This window comes from Neisseria sp. WLZKY-1 (assembly GCF_046546535.1).
Lineage (GTDB): Bacteria > Pseudomonadota > Gammaproteobacteria > Burkholderiales > Neisseriaceae > Neisseria.
Genome location: NZ_JBKGTW010000017.1, coordinates 1 through 17020, shown reverse-complemented (window position 1 = coordinate 17020; position 17020 = coordinate 1). Strand labels below are relative to the sequence as shown.

The 17020-nt window shown below is 59.9% G+C and carries 20 protein-coding genes; 14 read left to right on the top strand and 6 right to left on the bottom strand.

The window, feature by feature from the left end; all coding sequences use genetic code 11:
• The first annotated feature begins 50 nt into the window (after positions 1-50).
• The 14 genes from rbfA (at position 51) to ACLD9W_RS06155 (ending at position 8853) form a co-directional block, all read left to right on the top strand.
• Positions 51-422 (top strand): 30S ribosome-binding factor RbfA, encoded by a 372-nt coding sequence (rbfA, locus tag ACLD9W_RS06220; protein WP_410841211.1) that lies wholly within the window; start codon positions 51-53, stop codon positions 420-422.
• 1 nt (position 423) lies between these two features.
• Complete coding sequence (locus ACLD9W_RS06215) at positions 424-954, top strand: hypothetical protein (RefSeq protein WP_410841210.1); 531 nt, start codon at positions 424-426, stop codon at positions 952-954.
• A 157-nt stretch (positions 955-1111) separates the two neighbouring features.
• Entirely contained in the window at positions 1112-1543 is a 432-nt protein-coding gene (locus tag ACLD9W_RS06210; protein ID WP_410841209.1) for a hypothetical protein, read from the top strand.
• Positions 1544-1593: 50 nt separating this feature from the next.
• A complete protein-coding gene (gene truB, locus ACLD9W_RS06205) occupies positions 1594-2511 on the top strand; it encodes a tRNA pseudouridine(55) synthase TruB (protein ID WP_410841208.1) in 918 nt (305 codons plus the stop codon).
• A 194-nt stretch (positions 2512-2705) separates the two neighbouring features.
• Positions 2706-2972 (top strand): 30S ribosomal protein S15, encoded by a 267-nt coding sequence (gene rpsO, locus ACLD9W_RS06200; protein ID WP_009425790.1) that lies wholly within the window; start codon positions 2706-2708, stop codon positions 2970-2972.
• 118 nt (positions 2973-3090) lie between these two features.
• Positions 3091-4194: a conjugal transfer protein gene (locus ACLD9W_RS06195; RefSeq protein ID WP_410841207.1), complete on the top strand. Its 1104-nt coding sequence runs from the start codon at positions 3091-3093 to the stop codon at positions 4192-4194.
• On the top strand, positions 4191-4658 hold the full coding sequence (locus ACLD9W_RS06190; RefSeq protein WP_410841206.1) for a low molecular weight protein-tyrosine-phosphatase: 468 nt from the start codon (positions 4191-4193) through the stop codon (positions 4656-4658). The genes ACLD9W_RS06195 and ACLD9W_RS06190 overlap by 4 nt, the downstream gene beginning before the upstream one ends.
• 230 nt (positions 4659-4888) lie before the next feature.
• Positions 4889-5149, top strand: coding sequence for an NGO_0222 family membrane protein (locus tag ACLD9W_RS06185; RefSeq protein ID WP_410841231.1), 261 nt, complete (start codon positions 4889-4891; stop codon positions 5147-5149).
• A complete protein-coding gene (gene rdgB, locus ACLD9W_RS06180) occupies positions 5142-5735 on the top strand; it encodes an RdgB/HAM1 family non-canonical purine NTP pyrophosphatase (RefSeq protein ID WP_410841205.1) in 594 nt (197 codons plus the stop codon). Before ACLD9W_RS06185 ends, rdgB begins: the two co-directional genes overlap by 8 nt.
• Before the next feature lie 57 nt (positions 5736-5792).
• Complete coding sequence (locus tag ACLD9W_RS06175; RefSeq protein ID WP_410841204.1) at positions 5793-6152, top strand: thioredoxin domain-containing protein; 360 nt, start codon at positions 5793-5795, stop codon at positions 6150-6152.
• Complete coding sequence (locus ACLD9W_RS06170) at positions 6149-6799, top strand: hypothetical protein (protein ID WP_410841203.1); 651 nt, start codon at positions 6149-6151, stop codon at positions 6797-6799. The genes ACLD9W_RS06175 and ACLD9W_RS06170 overlap by 4 nt, the downstream gene beginning before the upstream one ends.
• 9 nt (positions 6800-6808) lie before the next feature.
• Positions 6809-7984 (top strand): radical SAM family heme chaperone HemW, encoded by a 1176-nt coding sequence (gene hemW / locus ACLD9W_RS06165; protein WP_410841202.1) that lies wholly within the window; start codon positions 6809-6811, stop codon positions 7982-7984.
• Between the two features lie 60 nt (positions 7985-8044).
• Positions 8045-8380 (top strand): DUF4298 domain-containing protein, encoded by a 336-nt coding sequence (locus tag ACLD9W_RS06160; RefSeq protein WP_410841201.1) that lies wholly within the window; start codon positions 8045-8047, stop codon positions 8378-8380.
• Between the two features lie 86 nt (positions 8381-8466).
• Positions 8467-8853 carry an META domain-containing protein gene (locus ACLD9W_RS06155; RefSeq protein ID WP_410841200.1) on the top strand — a complete coding sequence of 129 codons (387 nt, stop codon included), beginning with the start codon at positions 8467-8469 and terminating at the stop codon, positions 8851-8853.
• A gap of 117 nt (positions 8854-8970) precedes the next feature.
• Here the strand turns inward: ACLD9W_RS06155 and ACLD9W_RS06150 are convergent, their stop codons facing one another.
• From ACLD9W_RS06150 to ACLD9W_RS06125, 6 genes are all read right to left on the bottom strand, one after another.
• Positions 8971-9603, bottom strand: coding sequence for a DUF2238 domain-containing protein (locus ACLD9W_RS06150; RefSeq protein ID WP_410841199.1), 633 nt, complete (start codon positions 9601-9603; stop codon positions 8971-8973).
• A 37-nt stretch (positions 9604-9640) separates the two neighbouring features.
• Complete coding sequence (locus ACLD9W_RS06145) at positions 9641-11800, bottom strand: heavy metal translocating P-type ATPase (RefSeq protein WP_410841198.1); 2160 nt, start codon at positions 11798-11800, stop codon at positions 9641-9643.
• Between the two features lie 136 nt (positions 11801-11936).
• A complete protein-coding gene (locus ACLD9W_RS06140; RefSeq protein ID WP_410841197.1) occupies positions 11937-13151 on the bottom strand; it encodes a pyridoxal phosphate-dependent aminotransferase in 1215 nt (404 codons plus the stop codon).
• A gap of 248 nt (positions 13152-13399) precedes the next feature.
• Positions 13400-13861 carry a macro domain-containing protein gene (locus tag ACLD9W_RS06135; RefSeq protein ID WP_410841196.1) on the bottom strand — a complete coding sequence of 154 codons (462 nt, stop codon included), beginning with the start codon at positions 13859-13861 and terminating at the stop codon, positions 13400-13402.
• Positions 13862-13930: 69 nt separating this feature from the next.
• Positions 13931-14899 (bottom strand): PhoH family protein, encoded by a 969-nt coding sequence (locus ACLD9W_RS06130; RefSeq protein ID WP_410841195.1) that lies wholly within the window; start codon positions 14897-14899, stop codon positions 13931-13933.
• 124 nt (positions 14900-15023) lie between these two features.
• Positions 15024-16616: a peptide chain release factor 3 gene (locus tag ACLD9W_RS06125; protein WP_410841194.1), complete on the bottom strand. Its 1593-nt coding sequence runs from the start codon at positions 16614-16616 to the stop codon at positions 15024-15026.
• Positions 16617-17020 lie beyond the last annotated feature (404 nt).

The window sequence follows — 17020 nt, the reverse complement described above, 5'->3', positions numbered from 1 at the left end:
TGGGCTATAATGCGCCCCGCCTGAAAACGCCGAACGATTAAGGAAAACGAATGAACAAAACCCGCAGGGGCTATGCCCGCCAAGACCGCGTCAAAGAACAAATCATGCGCGAGCTGGCCGAACTCGTGCGCACCGGCCTGAAAGACCCGCGCGCCGGTTTCATCACCATCAACGAAGTGGACGTCACCCGCGATTATAGCCACGCCACCGTCTACTACACCGTCCTCGACGACAGCACCCGCGACATCACCGAAGAAGCTCTCGAACACGCCAAAGGCCACCTGCGCAGCGAGCTGGCCAAACGCATCAAGCTGTTCAAAATCCCCGAGCTGCACTTCAAATACGACTATTCCATCGAACGCGGCAGAAGCATTTCCCACCTGATCGAACAGGTTGCCGCCGAAAAACCCGTGGAAGACTGACATGGCACACCTGATCCTGCGCCCGCTCGAAGGGCTGGAAGTCGTCGGACGCGGCCGCCTTAACTTCGGCTGCCATAAAGACGAGGCCGTCTCCCTGCTGGGCGAACCCTGCCAGCAGAACGACTACGTCCTCTATTACGACCTGCTCGACTGCCATGTCTACTTCGACCGCAGCGGCATTGTCGACTTTTTCGACATCCCCGAAGGCCCTTTCCTGCAAAGCGGCAACAGCGTCGAAATCTACGGCGAAAACCCCTTTGTCCTGCCTGCCGACGAACTCTACGCCCTGCTGGAACAGCACAACGGCGGCGGCAAAATCACCGGCGACGAACCTTATTCCTACCGTTTCTGCGCCATCAACACCGCCATCTGGCGCGACACCTACGAAGAAGAAATCCTGCGCATGATGGCCGAATACCCGCACGAAGCCGAATTGCTCGCCCTCGAACTGCCCAAAGGGCGCAACTATTGGAGCATAGGCATAGGCTCGGCCGACTGTTACAGCAAAAAGCCCAAACGCTGCCTGCCCTGAAAACACAGACTGTGAGGCCGTCTGAAAACCTTTCAGACGGCCTCCTTCTGCAACGGACAGGCTTCAAAATCCGTTCCGGAAAAACACGCACGGCCGCTCCCGCCAACCCCTTCGCGGCATAAACACAGGAATGATGTTTCCGAAAACAAAAAACGCCATGTCTTCCCACATCTTTATCCTCTACATTTGCTTCCTTGCCTATTGCGTCTATTACGCCGTCAAGCTGCGCCGTGCGCCCGTTATCGCCGACATCCCCGCAGGTTGCGGCGGCTTTCCTTTCGACATCGAACGCGGCGGCACATACTCCGTTTGGCTTTGCGCCCCGTCTGCGCCCGACAAAAATCCGCCCTTTGCCATTACCGACCGCGAAGGCAAAAAGCAAAGCCTCCTACCCAAGCTGTTCCACGCCGACTTCGCCCGCAGCAAGCGCAGACACATTATGCTGCGCTACGGCCGTCTGAAAAAAGGTGCGTACAGCTTTGAACACACGGGGGCGGATACCGCCCGCTTTCTGATTAAAAAAACCGCACCCGAATGGCCGCTGATTTTGTTTGTCCTTATCATGATTTTGGCCGATTTTCCCACATAACCACTTATCCTGTTTGCAGCCGCCTCCCTCTTAATCGCCAAACCAACACCATGAACACCAAACCTGCCAAACGCCCCGTCAACGGCGTACTCCTGCTCGACAAACCCGCAGGACTTTCCAGCAACACCGCGCTGCAAAAAGCCCGCCGCCTCTACCGCGCCGAAAAAGCCGGCCACACCGGCGTGCTCGACCCACTGGCCACCGGCCTGTTGCCCGTGTGCTTCGGCGAAGCGGCCAAGTTTGCCCAATACCTGCTCGATGCCGACAAAGCCTACACCGCCACGCTCAAACTCGGCGAGGCCAGCAGCACGGGCGATGCCGAAGGCGAAATCGTCGCCACCGGCCGCGCCGACATCAGCCAAGCCGAATTTCAGACGGCCTGCGCCGCGCTCACAGGTAATATCCGCCAAGTGCCGCCGATGTTTTCCGCACTCAAATACGAGGGCAAACCGCTTTACGAATACGCGCGCAAAGGCATCGTGATCGAACGCAAAGCGCGCGACATCACGATTTACTCGATTGACGTAACCCAGTTTGCCGCGCCCCAAGCCGTGATAGACGTGCGTTGCAGCAAGGGCACGTACATCCGCACCCTCGCCGAAGACATTGCCAAACAACTCAATACCTTTGCCCACCTCACCGCCCTGCGCCGCACCGAAACCGCCGGTTTCACCATCGCCCAAAGCCACACGCTTGACGGTTTGGCCGCGCTGGATGAGGCCGGACGCGACGCGCTGCTGTTGCCCTGCGACGTATTGGTGCAACACCTGCCCCGTTTGGTATTGAACGACACCGCCGTGAAAATGCTGCGCTGCGGCCAGCGCCCGCAGTTTTCAGACGACCTGACCGACGACACACCCTACCGCGTTTACGACAAGGGTGGCCGCTTTATCGGCCTGGTTACTTATCAAAAAGACATAGGCCGTCTGAAAGCCCTGCGGCTAATGAATACGGCGCAGACAGAGTAAGCCGAATGCGGGAGGCCGTCTGAAACCCGTTTTTCAGACGGCCTCCGACAAACGGCCAAAAAAACGTGCAGGCGGCTGCTGCTTACAGTATAATCCGCGCTCCGCCCGACGCCGGGCGGTTTTTTCGGAGTCCGCACGGTTTCGGCTGTCAGGACTTGTCTGCCGCAAGGCTTTATTTTTTGGAGTATTTCCACATGTTGTCCATCGAACAAAAAGCGCAAATCGTCAAAGATTTCCAACGCAAAGAAGGCGATACCGGTTCGTCCGAAGTACAGGTTGCCCTGCTGACCTTCCGCATCAACGACCTCACCCCGCACTTCAAAGCCAACCCGAAAGACCACCACAGCCGCCGCGGCCTGTTGAAAATGGTCAGCGCACGCCGCCGCCTCCTGGCCTACCTGCGTCGCACCAAACCCGACACCTACCGCGAGCTGATTACCCGTCTGGGTCTGCGCAAATAATCCGCGTTTTGCAAACAGAGGCCGTCTGAAAACCTTTCAGACGGCCTTTCTGCCGCCCTACGCTCTTCCATTCCGCTATAATCCGCCGCATTTTGCACAACACATCCGGAACAAAACCATGACCGACCGCCGCTACCTACCCGACACCCGCCCCTATCCCGCCGAAGCCGTCAAACGCGAGCTGCTGATGCACGCCGTGCAGGCCGCAGGCAGCGGCGCACAGGCGAAACTGGCCGCCGAAGCCCTGCGCGCACAGATTTACGGCATGCTCTCGCAAAACTTCTATCTCAACCTGTCCGTCGCCATGAGCATGACCCCCAGCGAAACCGCCTACCGCCAAATCATGGCAGCGCTCAACGACGTCTTGCAGGCCAAAACCGACGACGAAGTGCAATGGTTTGCCCTGCCCGTCGTGCTCGTTGCCGGCTGCAAAAAAGAAGCTGCCCTACCCGCCGCCGCCCCCGCGCTCGAACTCTCCGCCTGCCTGGGCAACTACCCGCACACCCGCCCCTTCGCCCGCGCCACCTGGCTGCCGCGCCTGCTCACCGCCGGACAAATGGCCGAAATCAATGCCGGACAATGGTTCAAAGCCAAGCAAAACGCCGAAGCCGCCGCCGAATTTGCCGCCGCCCTGCCGCAAACCGAAAAACTGCCGCTGGCCGAAGGTCAGTCCGTCAGCGTCGCCTTCGCCCTCGGCTACGGCGGCCGCGAGCTGGCCGAATCGTTGGGCAAAAACTTACAGGAAGCCGCCCTGCCGCTGATGCAGGTGTGGCTCGAAGCCCTGAAAACCCCCGGCGTCACCCTCTTTGCCAACCCGCTATCGCCCGACAGCCCCACCGCCGCCCTCACCGACGCCAGCCATATGCGCCTGCGCATGGCCTTGGACGTGTTCGCCGCCAACTCCATCCGCTCCATCCGCATGCAGAGCCCGCGCGTCGGCGTCGTCATGGCCGCGCAGGAAGGCGGCCGCCTCGTCTTCGGCTTCAACGCCACCGAAAGCCAGTTTGAAATCCAGCCGCAAACCTTCTCCTGGCCGCTCTCGCCGATGGACAAAATCGAAATCGTCCAGCAAAACTTCCTCGACCTGCTCGCCGAATGCCAAGTGGAAAACATCCGCCTGCTGCACGAACCCATAGGCGAAAACGAAGAGCTGCCCACCTATCCCCAAGCCCTGCGCCTCTCCGGCCACAACCCGCTTTACAGCGACGGCAGCGCGTCATGACCCGCGTCCTCTTTGTCTGCCTGGGCAACATCTGCCGCTCGCCGATGGCCGAATATGTTTTGCGCCGCCTTGCCGCCGAACGCGGCCTGTCCGACAAAATCCGCGCAGCCAGCGCGGGCACGTCGGGTTTTCACGACGGCGAAGACATGCACCGCGGCACAAAAACCGTTTTGCAGCGGCACGGCATCGACACAGGCGGCTTTACCAGCCGCAAAATCGAAGCCACCGACAAACAGCATTACGACTACATCGTCGCCATGGACGACGCCAACCTCGCCGAACTCGAACGCCTCTTCGGTCGCCATCCCGACAAACTGTTCAAACTCACCGACCTCATCCCCGAATCGGGTTACAGCCACGTTCCCGACCCCTGGTACACCGGCGATTTCGACGAAACCTACGCCCTCGCCGCAGCAGGCTGCGCCGCCCTGCTGGACAAAATCGCGGCGGAAAAGGGTTTATAAAAAACCACCGCTTCCGCCCGCGCAAACACGGCGGCGGCAACATTCAGGCCGTCTGAAAACCGAAACCAAGGCTTTCAGACGGCCTTTCCTGTTGCCGCGCAAACAGAAATACGAAGAAAGCGTGAAAAGGCATGAGGCCGTCTGAAAGCATAAAACATGCTTTTCAGACGGCCTCAAACCCGCCGCGCCGCATCGGCTATAATGCCGCCTTTTGCCGACCCGACCACGCCATGACCAAACGCCGCGCCTTTCTGCTGCTCACCCTTTCCTTTACCCTCTTCTTTATCGCTCTCATCGGCGCAGGCGGCTGGCTGCTGGCGCAACACAGCCGCCAGTTCGCCGTCGCCTGCTTCCTCTTTGCCTTTGCCGCCGCCTTCGGCCAAATCACTTCCCTCGCCCTCTTCATCCGCGAACACGCCCGCGCCCAAGCGGCGCAAAGGCCGTCTGAAAACACCGTTCAAACACCAGAAAACCGAGACCGCCATGCTTGAAAAAATCGTCCTCGCCAGCGGCAACGCAGGCAAACTCAAAGAATTCTCCCGCCTCTTTGCCGCGCACAACATCCAAATCCTGCCGCAATCGCAGTTTGACACGCCCGAATGCCCCGAGCCCTACCACACCTTTGTCGAAAACGCCCTCGCCAAAGCCCGCCACGCCTCGCGCCACAGCGGCCTGCCTGCCCTCGCCGACGACAGCGGCATCTGCGCCGACGCACTCGGCGGCGCACCCGGCGTACAGTCTGCCCGATACGCCGGCGAAAACCCCAAATCCGATGCCGCCAACAACGCCAAACTCTCCGCCGAACTGGCAGACAAAGCCGACAAAAGCTGCTACTACGTCTGCGTACTCGTTTTCGTGCGCCACCCCGACGACCCGCAGCCCGTCATCGCCGAAGGCATCTGGCGCGGCCAATGGCAGATTGACGCCAAAGGCCAAAACGGCTTCGGCTACGACCCGCATTTCTACCTGCCCGAACACGGCCTCACCGCCGCCGAACTCGCGCCCGAAACCAAAAACGCCGAAAGCCACCGCGCCCAAGCATTGCGCGAACTGCTCGACAAAATCGCCGCTTTATAAAGCCAAAGGCCGTCTGAAACCCAACAAACTTTCAGACGGCCTCGCGCCCCCAAAACCATGCCCAAACCCACCGCCGCCGACCTGGCCGCCTTTGCCGGACACACCGCCGCATTCGCCCCCATCACGCCCGAAGAGCTGGCGCACATCATCGCGCACAAACACACCGCCGTAGTTTTCTTCGCCAAAGCAAGCTGTTCCTATTGCCGCCGTTTCGCGCCGAAACTCAAAGCCGCCGCCGAACAAACCGGTACCGCCGTGCGCTTCGCCGACAGCAGCGACAAAACCGCATGGGCGGCTTTCCGCGCGCAACACGGCATCAAAACCGTGCCCGCGCTGGTGAAGATTCTTTCAGACGACGTATTAGCCGTCTACAATTCCCAATTGACCCAAGCCGAAATCGAGGATTTTCTATCATGACCCGCGAACGCCACCCTTCCTTCGTCTGCTTTTCCTGCCGCATAAGCGTTCCGCCCGCCAAATACAGCCGCCGCCCGCCCGCCTGCCCCTCATGCGGAAAACCGTGCGACCATTGGAACGGCGGCCTGATTGCCGGCTGCCCGCCGCTGCCGCCGTCCGAACAAAGCGAAAAATGGCGCGGTTTGGAACAGGACTACCGCAAACGGCAGCAGGAAATAAACGCCGAATATCTGCTGTGGAAACAACAGATCATCACAGACCTGCAACAGCATCTGGCGCAGGCCGAAGCGTTGGGTCTGGACGAAATAGCGGCCGACGACCGTTTGTGGCTGGAAAAAATCGCCGGACTCGACGAAACACCGTTTGCCTGTTCGCGTCCCATGCTGTACGGGCGGAATATGAAACGCGAAGCGGCAACGGCAAGCGACATCAGCAACGACGATCCCGAATCCCTCGTCAATGTCCTGATTGCCGAAAGCCGCAACAAACCATACAGCGAAAAGCAGCAGGTCGAACTTGACGAGCGGATTTACTGTAAAAACAGCCTGCACGTCTACGATATTTTCGGCCAAATCTGGCACCAATACGGCCGCAAGGGCGACTTTCAACGACAACGCTGCTTCCTAAACTGCCATTTCGTCGTATAAAAAACACCCATGACCCAAATCACCTTCCAAAAACCCGGCCACCTCGCCGCCCTGCCGCCCCTGTCGCTCTATATCCACATCCCGTGGTGCATTAAAAAATGCCCGTATTGCGACTTCAATTCCCACAGCCTGAAAAACGGCCTGCCCGAAGAAGCCTATATCGACGCGCTCTTGGCCGATTTGCAGACCGAATTGCCCAATATCTGGGGGCGGCCGGTGGAAACGATATTTTTCGGCGGCGGCACGCCCAGCCTGTTTCAGGCGGCCTCCATCGACCGCCTGTTGAGCGGCCTGCGCTCGCTACTTCGTTTGCAGCCCGAAGCGGAAATCACGCTCGAAGCCAACCCCGGCACGTTTGAAATCGAAAAATTCAAAGGCTTCAAAGACGCGGGCATCACGCGGCTTTCCATCGGCGTGCAGAGTTTCAACGACACCATGCTTGAGCGGCTCGGGCGCGTGCACAACGGCAGCGAAGCCCAGCGCGCCATCGATACCGCCTTGAAACTGTTTGAAAAAGTCAACATCGACTTGATGTACGCCCTGCCCGGCCAAACCGTTCAGACGGCCTTAACCGACGTGAACACCGCCATCGCCACCAGCGCGAGCCACATCAGCGCCTATCATCTGACCATGGAGCCGAACACGCCTTTCGGCCACACGCCGCCCAAAGGCCTGCCGCAAGACGAAGCCGCGCTCGACATCGAAGACGCGGTACACGACGCGCTCGACGGCGCAGGTTTCATCCACTACGAAACCTCCGCCTTCGCCCGCCCGCAAATGCAGTGCCGCCACAACCTAAACTATTGGCAGTTTGGCGACTACATCGGCATCGGCGCAGGCGCGCACGGAAAAATCTCGTTTCCCGACCGCATCGAGCGCACCGTGCGCCGCCGCCACCCCAACGACTACCTTGCCGCCATGCAGCGCAACCCTTCAGACGGCATCGACCGCAAAACCGTGTCCGCCGACGATTTGCCCTTTGAATTCATGATGAACGCCCTGCGCCTCTCCGAGGGCGTACCCGCCACCCTGTTGCAGGAGCGCACCGGCATCAGCTCCGCCCGCATCATGGCGCAAATCGAAACCGCCCGCCGCAAAGGCCTGCTCGAAAACGACCCCACCGTGTTCCGCCCCACCGCGCAAGGCAGGCTGTTTCTCAACGATTTGCTGCAATGCTTTTTGTGAAGCAGCAACGCCGTAGTTTTTTTATTTTGCTTCACTATAAAATACGAGAAAGGAAAAAACATGAACATCCCCCCCGAACAGGCGCAGCGGCGCATCGACGAAATCCAAGCCCTCTACCGCCGCTGGCTCGAACTGCTGCCCGCGCTGGAAGATGCGCAGGCGCAATGGCGGCAGGCTGCTGACATCATGGCCGAACTCGACCGTTTTTACGCAACCGAATACATGCCCTACTGCAACGCGGTTTCAGACGGCCTGCCCGTCTCGCTGCACACGCAGGGCGAATACAGCGTATTGAGCGAAGACGCGCTCTTTAACGCCTTCGGTGACCATTACCACATCGCCTGGCAGTGGCTGCGCCTAGCCACGGCCGCCCTCGACCCCGACAACCGCGCCTGAATGCCCGACACGCCACAGGCCGTTCCCGCCTACGCGGGAATGACGTTTCTGAAACCCTTTTTTCCACCAACTGCAAAGGAAGCATCATGAAAAAAACCGCCCTCGCCGCCCTGCTCGCCCTCTCTGCCGCCGCTGCGTCGGCCGCACAGCCCGACGGCCGCTGGCAGATACTCGAAGCCGCTGGCAAACCCGCAGACAGCGCCTTTATCGAGTTCGATGCCGCCGAACACCGCCTGCACGCAAGCGCGGGCTGCAACACCCTCAACGCCGCCTACCGCGTCACAAAAGGCCGTCTGAAAGCCCAAGCCGCCGCCTCCACCCTGAAAGCCTGCGAAGGCGACGCGATGGAACACGAAGCGGCCATCGCGCAAATCCTCGAACGCGGCACGGCCTACCGCGTCAAAGGCAACACGCTTACGCTCACGGGCAGACGCGGCAAGGTGCTGCTGCGCGCCAAACGCGAAAGCGAATAAACGCAAACAAAAAAGCCTGCGGAGATGCCGCAGGCTTTTTTGTTTCCGTGTGGATTGTGATGCAGACGGGAAACGGGATTTCACTCCGTTGCCGCCTAGTTTTCAGTTTCAGAAACGTCATTCCCGCGAAGGCGGGAACGGCCTCTGCCTGTCCGGCCGCAGCAGCAGAAACAGCGCCAGCGAAGTCAGCGCGCCGAGCGTGTCGGCCAGCATGTCTTTTTGCGCGTCCCAAATATCGCCCTGCGAGCCGAGCACTTCGATGCCCGCCTGCCCGCCTTCGATAACGGCATACTGCCATTCGATGATTTCATAAGCTGCCGCCACGCTCATGATGAAAAACAGCGAGAAAAACAGCGCCAGCGGCAAGCCCGCAAGGCGGCGGCGCAGCAGCCATTCGGCCATTGCAAAGGCGTAGAAGCCGATGATGTAGTGGCCGACGCGGTCGAAATGGTTGCGCCCCTCGCCCAACAGCGGCGCAAGCAGGCAGTTAGCGGCGTCGAAGGGTACGGCGGCAAAGGTATAGTGCGCGCCGACGGTGTGCATAAACAGCCACAGGCTCATCAGCAAATACGCCGCGTTGCTGAAACGGAAGCGGCGGTGCGTCAGCACCAGCGCGAAAAACACGGCCGACACGGGAATAATCTCGGCATACCACACGGCACGGTCGAGCGGGGCAATGCCCGACCATACCATCAGCGCGGCGAGCGCGAGGGCGAGTATCGTGGGAAACAGGTTTTGCGGTTTTTGCATGGGTTTCTTTCTGTTTTCAGACGGCCTCATGCCCTTTTCAACCAATCTTCACTTTTTTCAAACGCAGCGCGTTGCCGAGTACGGAAATCGAGCTGGCGGCCATCGCTGCGCCCGCAATCACGGGGCTGAGGTAGCCCAGCGCGGCCAGCGGGATGCCCAATGTGTTGTAGAAAAAGGCGAAAAACAGGTTTTGCCGGATGTTTTTCAGCGTGGCTTGTGAGATGAAGAGCGCGTCGGCAAGGCGGTTGACCGAGTGCTGCATCAGCGTGGCCGATGCGCTGTGTTCGGCGATGTCGGCGCCGCCTTTCACGGCGAAGCTGACATGGGCGGCAGCCAGCGCGGGCGCGTCGTTGATGCCGTCGCCCACCATCGCCACGGTGCGGCCTTCGGCTTTGAGCCGTTCGATTTCGGCGGCTTTGCCGCGCGGGGTCATGCCGCCGCGTGCTTCGGCGATGCCCAGTTGCGCCGCGATGTCGTCAACAGCGGCCTGCTTGTCGCCGCTGAGTACAAGCACGCGGATGCCGCGCGTTTTCAGACGGCCTACGGCTTCGGCGGCATCGGCTTTGAGCGTGTCGGAGAGTGCAAACGCGCCTGCGGGTTTGCCGCCCACCGATACGGCAACAATGCTTGCGTTGCGCCATAGGCCGTCTGAAAAGAGGGAGTCGGGCAGTTCAACGCCTGCAAAACCGGCTTGGCCTGCTTTGACTTCTGCGCCGTCAACATACGCGCTGATGCCTGCGCCGACGGCGGTGTGTGCGTTTTCAGACGGCGGAATGTCGATGCCGCGTTTGCGTGCGGCGGCGACGATGGCGGCGGCAAGCGGATGGGCGGCGTTTTGTTCGATGGCGGCGGCAAGGCGGTAGAGGCCGTTTTCGTCAACGCTGTCTGCATCGGCCAGCCATACGGCGGCCACGCGCGGGCGGCCTTCGGTGAGCGTGCCCGTTTTGTCGAGCACCACGGTATCGACCTGTGCGGCGGTTTCCATCGCGGCCGCGTCTTTAAACCAGATGCCGTGCCGCGCCGCTTTGCCCATGCCCACCATAATCGCGGCGGGCGTGGCCAGGCCGAGCGCGCACGGGCAGGCAATCACGAGCACGGCCACGGCGCGCATCAGCGCAAGCGTCCAATCGCCGCTGAAAATCCAGTTCAAAACAAAAATCAGCAAAGACACGCCCACCACGGCGGGCACAAACACCGCCGCCGCTTTGTCAGCCACGCGGGCAATCGGTGCTTTGCTGCCCTGCGCTTCGGAGAGCGCGTTCATCATGTCGCCCAACAGCGTGGCGCTGCCGAGTTTGGCGGCGCGGTAGGTAATGCTGCCGTCGCTCATCAGCGCACCGGCCAACACTTTGCTGCCCGCCTGTTTGACTTCGGGGCGCGATTCGCCGGTGAGATGGCTCTCGTCTGCCCAGCCGCTGCCGCTCTCGACGATGCCGTCTGCGGCGATGCGCTCGCCGTGGTTGGCGCGTATCAGGTCGCCGACGGCGATTTGGTCGGCCGACAGTGCAACCCACGCGCCGCCGCGCATCACGTTAACCTGCGCGGGCGTGAGTTTGATGAGCAAACTGAGGCTGTTGAGGCTGGATTTTTTCGTGCGCCGCTCCAAAAATTTGCCCAGCGACACAAAGCCCACCACCATCACGCCCGCCTCAAAATACACATGCGCGCCGTGTGCTGCGTGTGCGCCGAAAAACAGCATATAGGCCGAGTAAAGGTAAATCGACAGCGTGCCAATGGTTACCAACACATCCATATTCGCCAGCCCGCCGCGTATGCTCGCCCATGCGCTTTTGTAAAACGGCACGGCCAGCCAAAGCTGCACCACGCTGGCCAGCGCAAACTGCCACAAAGGCGGCAGCATCCAATCGTGCCGCCCCGCCATCATGCCCGCCATGCCGATAAGAAACGGAACACTCACCGCCAGCAGCAAAGCCAGCCGCCAGCCGATACGCACCGGCACATCCTGCGGCATGGCCGCTTCGGTTTTTTCCACCGCACGGAAACCCGCCTTATCGATAATCGCGGCAATCTCGGCGGCAGACACGCGGCTGCCGTCAAACACCACCTGCGCCTCTTCGCCGGCAAAATTCACGCCAGCTGATTCGACAAAGTCTTTTTTGTTCAACACCTTTTCAATGCGCGAGGCGCAGGCCTGGCAGTTCATGCCTTCGATTTGGAAACGGGCTTTTTGTTGCATGGCGGGTTCTTCCCTGGTTTTGGCGTTTCAGACGGCCTGTTTTCAGACGGCCTGCATAGAGTAGCGGAGCGAGAAGCAGGAGGCCGTCTGAAAAGGCGTTTGCCGCTTTCAGACGGCCTCGGAACGTTTGGCACGTTTACTGCCGGTAGTGTTTCAGGAAACGCGCCAGCCGCTCCATCGCTTCTTCGATTTGATAGACGTGCGGCAGGGTGACGATGCGGAAGTGGTCGGGTTTGATCCAGTTGAAGCCCGTGCCGTGCACCAGCAGCACTTTTTCCTGCACGAGAAAGTCGTAGACGAATTTCATGTCGTCGGTGATGCCGTACATTTCCGTGTCGATTTTCGGGAACATATACAGCGCGCCCTGCGGTTTGACGCAGCTGATGCCGGGAATCTGCGTTACCATTTCCCAGGCTTTGTCGCGCTGTTCGAGCAGGCGGCCGCCGGGCAGGATGAGTTCGTTGATGCTCTGGTAGCCGCCCAAGGCCGTCTGAATGGCGTGCTGCATGGGGGTGGTGGCGCACAGGCGCATGGAGGCGAGCATGTCCAGCCCTTCGATGTAGCCTTTGGCGTGCTGCTTGGGGCCGTTGAGCAGCATCCAGCCCTGGCGGAATCCGGCCACGCGGTAGGATTTGGAGAGGCCGTTGAAGGTGACGGTGAGCAAATCGGGGGCAAGGGCGGCGATGTGGTGGTGTTCGGCACCGTCGTAGAGGATTTTGTCGTAGATTTCGTCGGCGAAAATAATCAGGCCGTGGCGGCGGGCGAGTTCGGCGATTTCGAGCAAAACTTCTTTGCTGTACACCGCGCCGGTGGGGTTGTTGGGGTTGATGATAACGATGGCTTTGGTGCGGGCGTTGATTTTGGCTTCGATGTCGGCGAGGTTGGGAAACCAGTCGCGCTCTTCGTCGCACAGGTAATGGCGCACGGTGCCCCCGGCGAGGGTGGCGGCGGCCGTCCACAAGGGGTAGTCGGGCGCGGGGATGAGGATTTCGTCGCCGTCGTTCAACAGCGCCTGCATCGACATGGTGATGAGTTCGGACACGCCGTTGCCGATGTAGACGTCGTCGACGGTGACATCACGCAGGCCTTTGGTCTGGTAGTAGTGGACGATGGCTTTGCGGGCGGAATAGAGCCCTTTGGAGTCGCAGTAGCCCTGCGAGGTGGGCAGGTTGCGGATAACGTCGACGAGGATTTCGTCGGGCGCTTCAAAGCCGAAGGGGGCGGGGTTGCCGATGTTGAGTTTGAGGATTTGGTGGCCGTCTTCTTCGAGTTGGAGGGCTTTTTTGTGTACGGGGCCGCGGATGTCGTAGCAGACGTGGTCGAGTTTGGCGGATTTGGTGAATTTGTCCATGATGGCGTGTTCCGTTAAGAGAGGGTAAACAGGCGTAAATGTACTCTGTTTGCGGCTTGGGGGCAAAGGCCGTCTGAAAACGTTTCAGACGGCCTTAGGGGCTGTTGACAATTGGTTTGCGAAGCGGATTTTGCGTCAGAAAGCGGCAGATGCAAGGCGCAAACCGCAGCAAGGTTGGACACCTTGTGAGGATTTGCAACGCGGCAGATGCTGTTTTATGGCGCAAAACCCGCTTCGCAAACCAATTGTCAACAGCCCCTAGGAGCATATTCGACGAGGGTGTGGTCGCAGCCTGCCAACTCTTCGTCAATGATGGCGGCGATGGCCTGCCAGTCGCCTTTGGCCAGTCCGGCGCCGATTTTCGGGTAGGCGATGCGCTTGTCGGGATAGCGGCGTGCGATTTCGGCGAAGGCGGCGCGGATGGCGGCATAGTCGGCCAGCACGCCCGCGCCCTGCCAGTGGTCTTGCGTGTAGGCGTTGGCAACGGTGAAACGCACGCCGCCGCGTTCGATTTCGGCGGTGCTGATGGTGCCGAGTTTGCCCGCGCCTTTGGGCGTGGCGAGGTCGGCAGTGTAGGCTTCGGGGAAGGCGGCCTTGATTTGTTTGGCGATACCCGCGTCCATCGCGTGGCGGCAGTTGCAGCCGTGGACGATAACGTCGAAGCGTCCGGCCAACGCGAGGGCGATCAAATCGCCTTGTATGGTGTTCACGGCGGGTTTCCTTTTGCAGACTTGGAATCGGAGGCCGTCTGAAAGGCTTTCAGACGGCCTTCGGGCTTTTCAGACGGCCTCTTGTCCGCGTTCGTCGGCCGCTTCGTAGGCTTCGACGATTTTCTGCACGAGCGGGTGGCGGACGACGTCTTCGCTGGTGAAGGTGTGGAAATACAGCCCTTCAATGCCGCGCAGTTTTTCGCGCGCGTCTTTCAGGCCGGATTTGATGTTTTTCGGCAGGTCGATCTGGCTGATGTCGCCGGTGATAACCGCTTTTGTGCCGAAGCCGATGCGGGTGAGGAACATCTTCATCTGCTCGGGCGTGGTGTTCTGCGCTTCGTCGAGGATGACGTAGGCGCTGTTGAGGGTGCGGCCGCGCATATAGGCCAGCGGGGCGATTTCGATCAGGCCTTTTTCCAAGAGCTTGGTGACGCGGTCGAAGCCCATCAAATCGTAAAGGGCGTCGTAGAGCGGGCGCAGGTAGGGGTCGACTTTTTGTGTCAGATCGCCGGGCAGGAAGCCGAGTTTTTCGCCCGCTTCGACGGCGGGGCGCACGAGGATGATGCGCTCGATTTGGTGTTTTTCCATCGCGTCGGCGGCAGCGGCCACGGCGAGATAGGTTTTGCCCGTGCCCGCCGGGCCAAGGCCGAAGACAATGTCGTGGTTCAGGAGGGCGCGAATGTAGCCGTTTTGGCGCGGCGTGCGCCCGCCGATGCTGCCGCGCTTGGTTTGCAGGTAATACTGTTTGCCGTCGCTTTTTTCTTCGTGGGCGGCGTCGGCGGTTTTGGCTTCGACGGCGGCCAGGCTGATGTCGTTGTCGTCGAGATCGCGCGTTTGCGCGGTATCGGCAAGGGCGACGAGGGCGCAGCGACCTGCGTGGGCGAGGCCGCCGATAAAGGTGAAGTCGGCAAAACGGCGGGTGATTTGGATGTCCAAAGCCTTGCCCAACGCGGCAAGGTTGGCGTCGAAGGGGCCGGCGAGGCGTTGCAGGACGGTGTTGTCGATGTCGTCGAATGTCAGGCGGACGGTGTGGCTCATGGCTGGTTTGGCGTGAAAAGTAAAGACGGGCGCAATATGGGCTGTTTGCCCGCGAAAATCAAGCAAAGGCCGTCTGAAAGCCCTATTTCATGCTTTCAGACGGCCTCTGTGCTTGCGCGGCGTTTTACAGCTTCACCGAATGCTCGCGCGTTTCGTGGAACACGATGTCCGGCCAGCGCTCTTGGGTGAGATTCAGATTCACGCGGTTGGGGGCGAGGTAGGCGAGGTTGCCGCCTGCGTCGATGGCAAGGTTGCCCGCGTTGGCTTTTTCAAACTCGGCGAGCTTTTTCTTGTCGTCGCACGACACCCAGCGCGCCGACCAGATGGACGCGTTGTCAAACACCGCTTCCACGCCGTATTCGTTCGCCAGCCGCGAGGTAACGACTTCAAACTGCAACACGCCCACCGCGCCGAGTATCAAATCCGCGCCGCTCATCGGCTTGAACACCTGCACCGCGCCTTCTTCGCCCAGCTGCTGCAAGCCTTTTTGCAGTTGTTTGATTTTCAGCGGGTTTTTGATGCGCACGCTGCGGAACAGTTCGGGCGCGAAAAACGGAATGCCGGTAAACGCCAGCGTTTCGCCTTCGGAAAAGCTGTCGCCGATTTGGATATTGCCGTGGTTGGGAATGCCGATGATGTCGCCCGCAAACGCTTCTTCCACCAGCTCGCGGTCGTGCGACATAAACGTAACCACGCTGCTGGCGGCGATTTCGCGGTTGATGCGCAGGTGTTTCATCTTCATGCCGCGCTCGAATTTTCCCGAGCAGACGCGCAAAAAGGCGATGCGGTCGCGGTGTTTCGGGTCCATATTGGCTTGGATTTTGAACACAAATCCCGAAAACTTGGCTTCATCGGGCGCAACTTGGCGCACGGTGGCATCGCGCGGCTGCGGCGCGGGTGCCCAGTCAATCAGCGAGTTCAAAATTTCCTGAATGCCGAAATTGTTGATTGCCGAGCCGAAGAACACGGGCGTGAGTTCACCCGCCAAAAATTCATCCAAATCAAACTCGTTGGACGCCGCCTGCACCAACTCAATCTCATCGCGCAGCTGCTGGATTTCCAGCGGAAAACGCTGCGCCAACTCGGGATTGTCGATGCCTTTAATCACGTCAAACTCGTGCGGCAGCCGCTCGCCGCCCGCGTCAAACAGATACACTTCGTCATTCAGAATGTGGTACACGCCCTTGAAGTTTTTGCCCATGCCGATCGGCCAAGTTACGGGCGCGCAGCGGATTTGCAGGATGTTTTCCACTTCGTCCAGCAACTCCAAAGAATCGCGCACTTCGCGGTCGTATTTGTTCATAAAGGTTACGATGGGCGTGTTGCGCAGGCGGCAGACGTTGAGCAGTTTGATGGTTTGTGCTTCCACGCCTTTGGCGGCGTCGATCACCATCAGCGCGCTGTCCACGGCGGTGAGCACGCGGTAGGTGTCTTCCGAGAAGTCTTGGTGGCCGGGGGTGTCCAGCAGGTTGACGGTGTGGTCTTTGTAGTCAAACTGCATCACGGACGAAGCCACCGAAATGCCGCGCTGCTTCTCGATTTCCATCCAGTCGGAGGTGGCGAATTTGCCGGTTTTCTTGCCCTTTACCGTACCCGCGCTTTGGATCGCGCCCGAAAACAGCAAGAGCTTTTCGGTGAGCGTGGTTTTACCCGCGTCGGGGTGGGAGATGATGGCAAACGTGCGGCGGCGGCGCACTTGATCGAGGATTTCGGACATGGTTCTTTAAAATCAAAAATATCAGGCCGCTTTCAGACGGCCTGACGGGGTGTTGGAAAGGCGCGGATTGTACGGAAAAAACAGAGGCGCTTCAACGGAAAACGGGGCGGGTGTAGGGAGTGAGAAGAGTCGGAAGCGTTCAGACGGCCTCTGACGGCTTGAAGCCGCTGTCGAGGCCGTCTGAAACCTGTTCCCTCTTTTGCTTGCGGGAGGGCTGGGTGGAGGTTTGCGGTTTGAACGGGATTTATACGGCGGCGGACAAGCGGTTCTGTGCCCCTCCTCTGCCCTCCCCCGCGCTTGGGTGTACAGACCGGACACATAGGTAACACCTGTGCGGGGACATGGGTAACAGTTTTTCGGGCAGTTTAGCAGAAGTCGTTCAGGTCAATCCGGCCGAGGCGGTA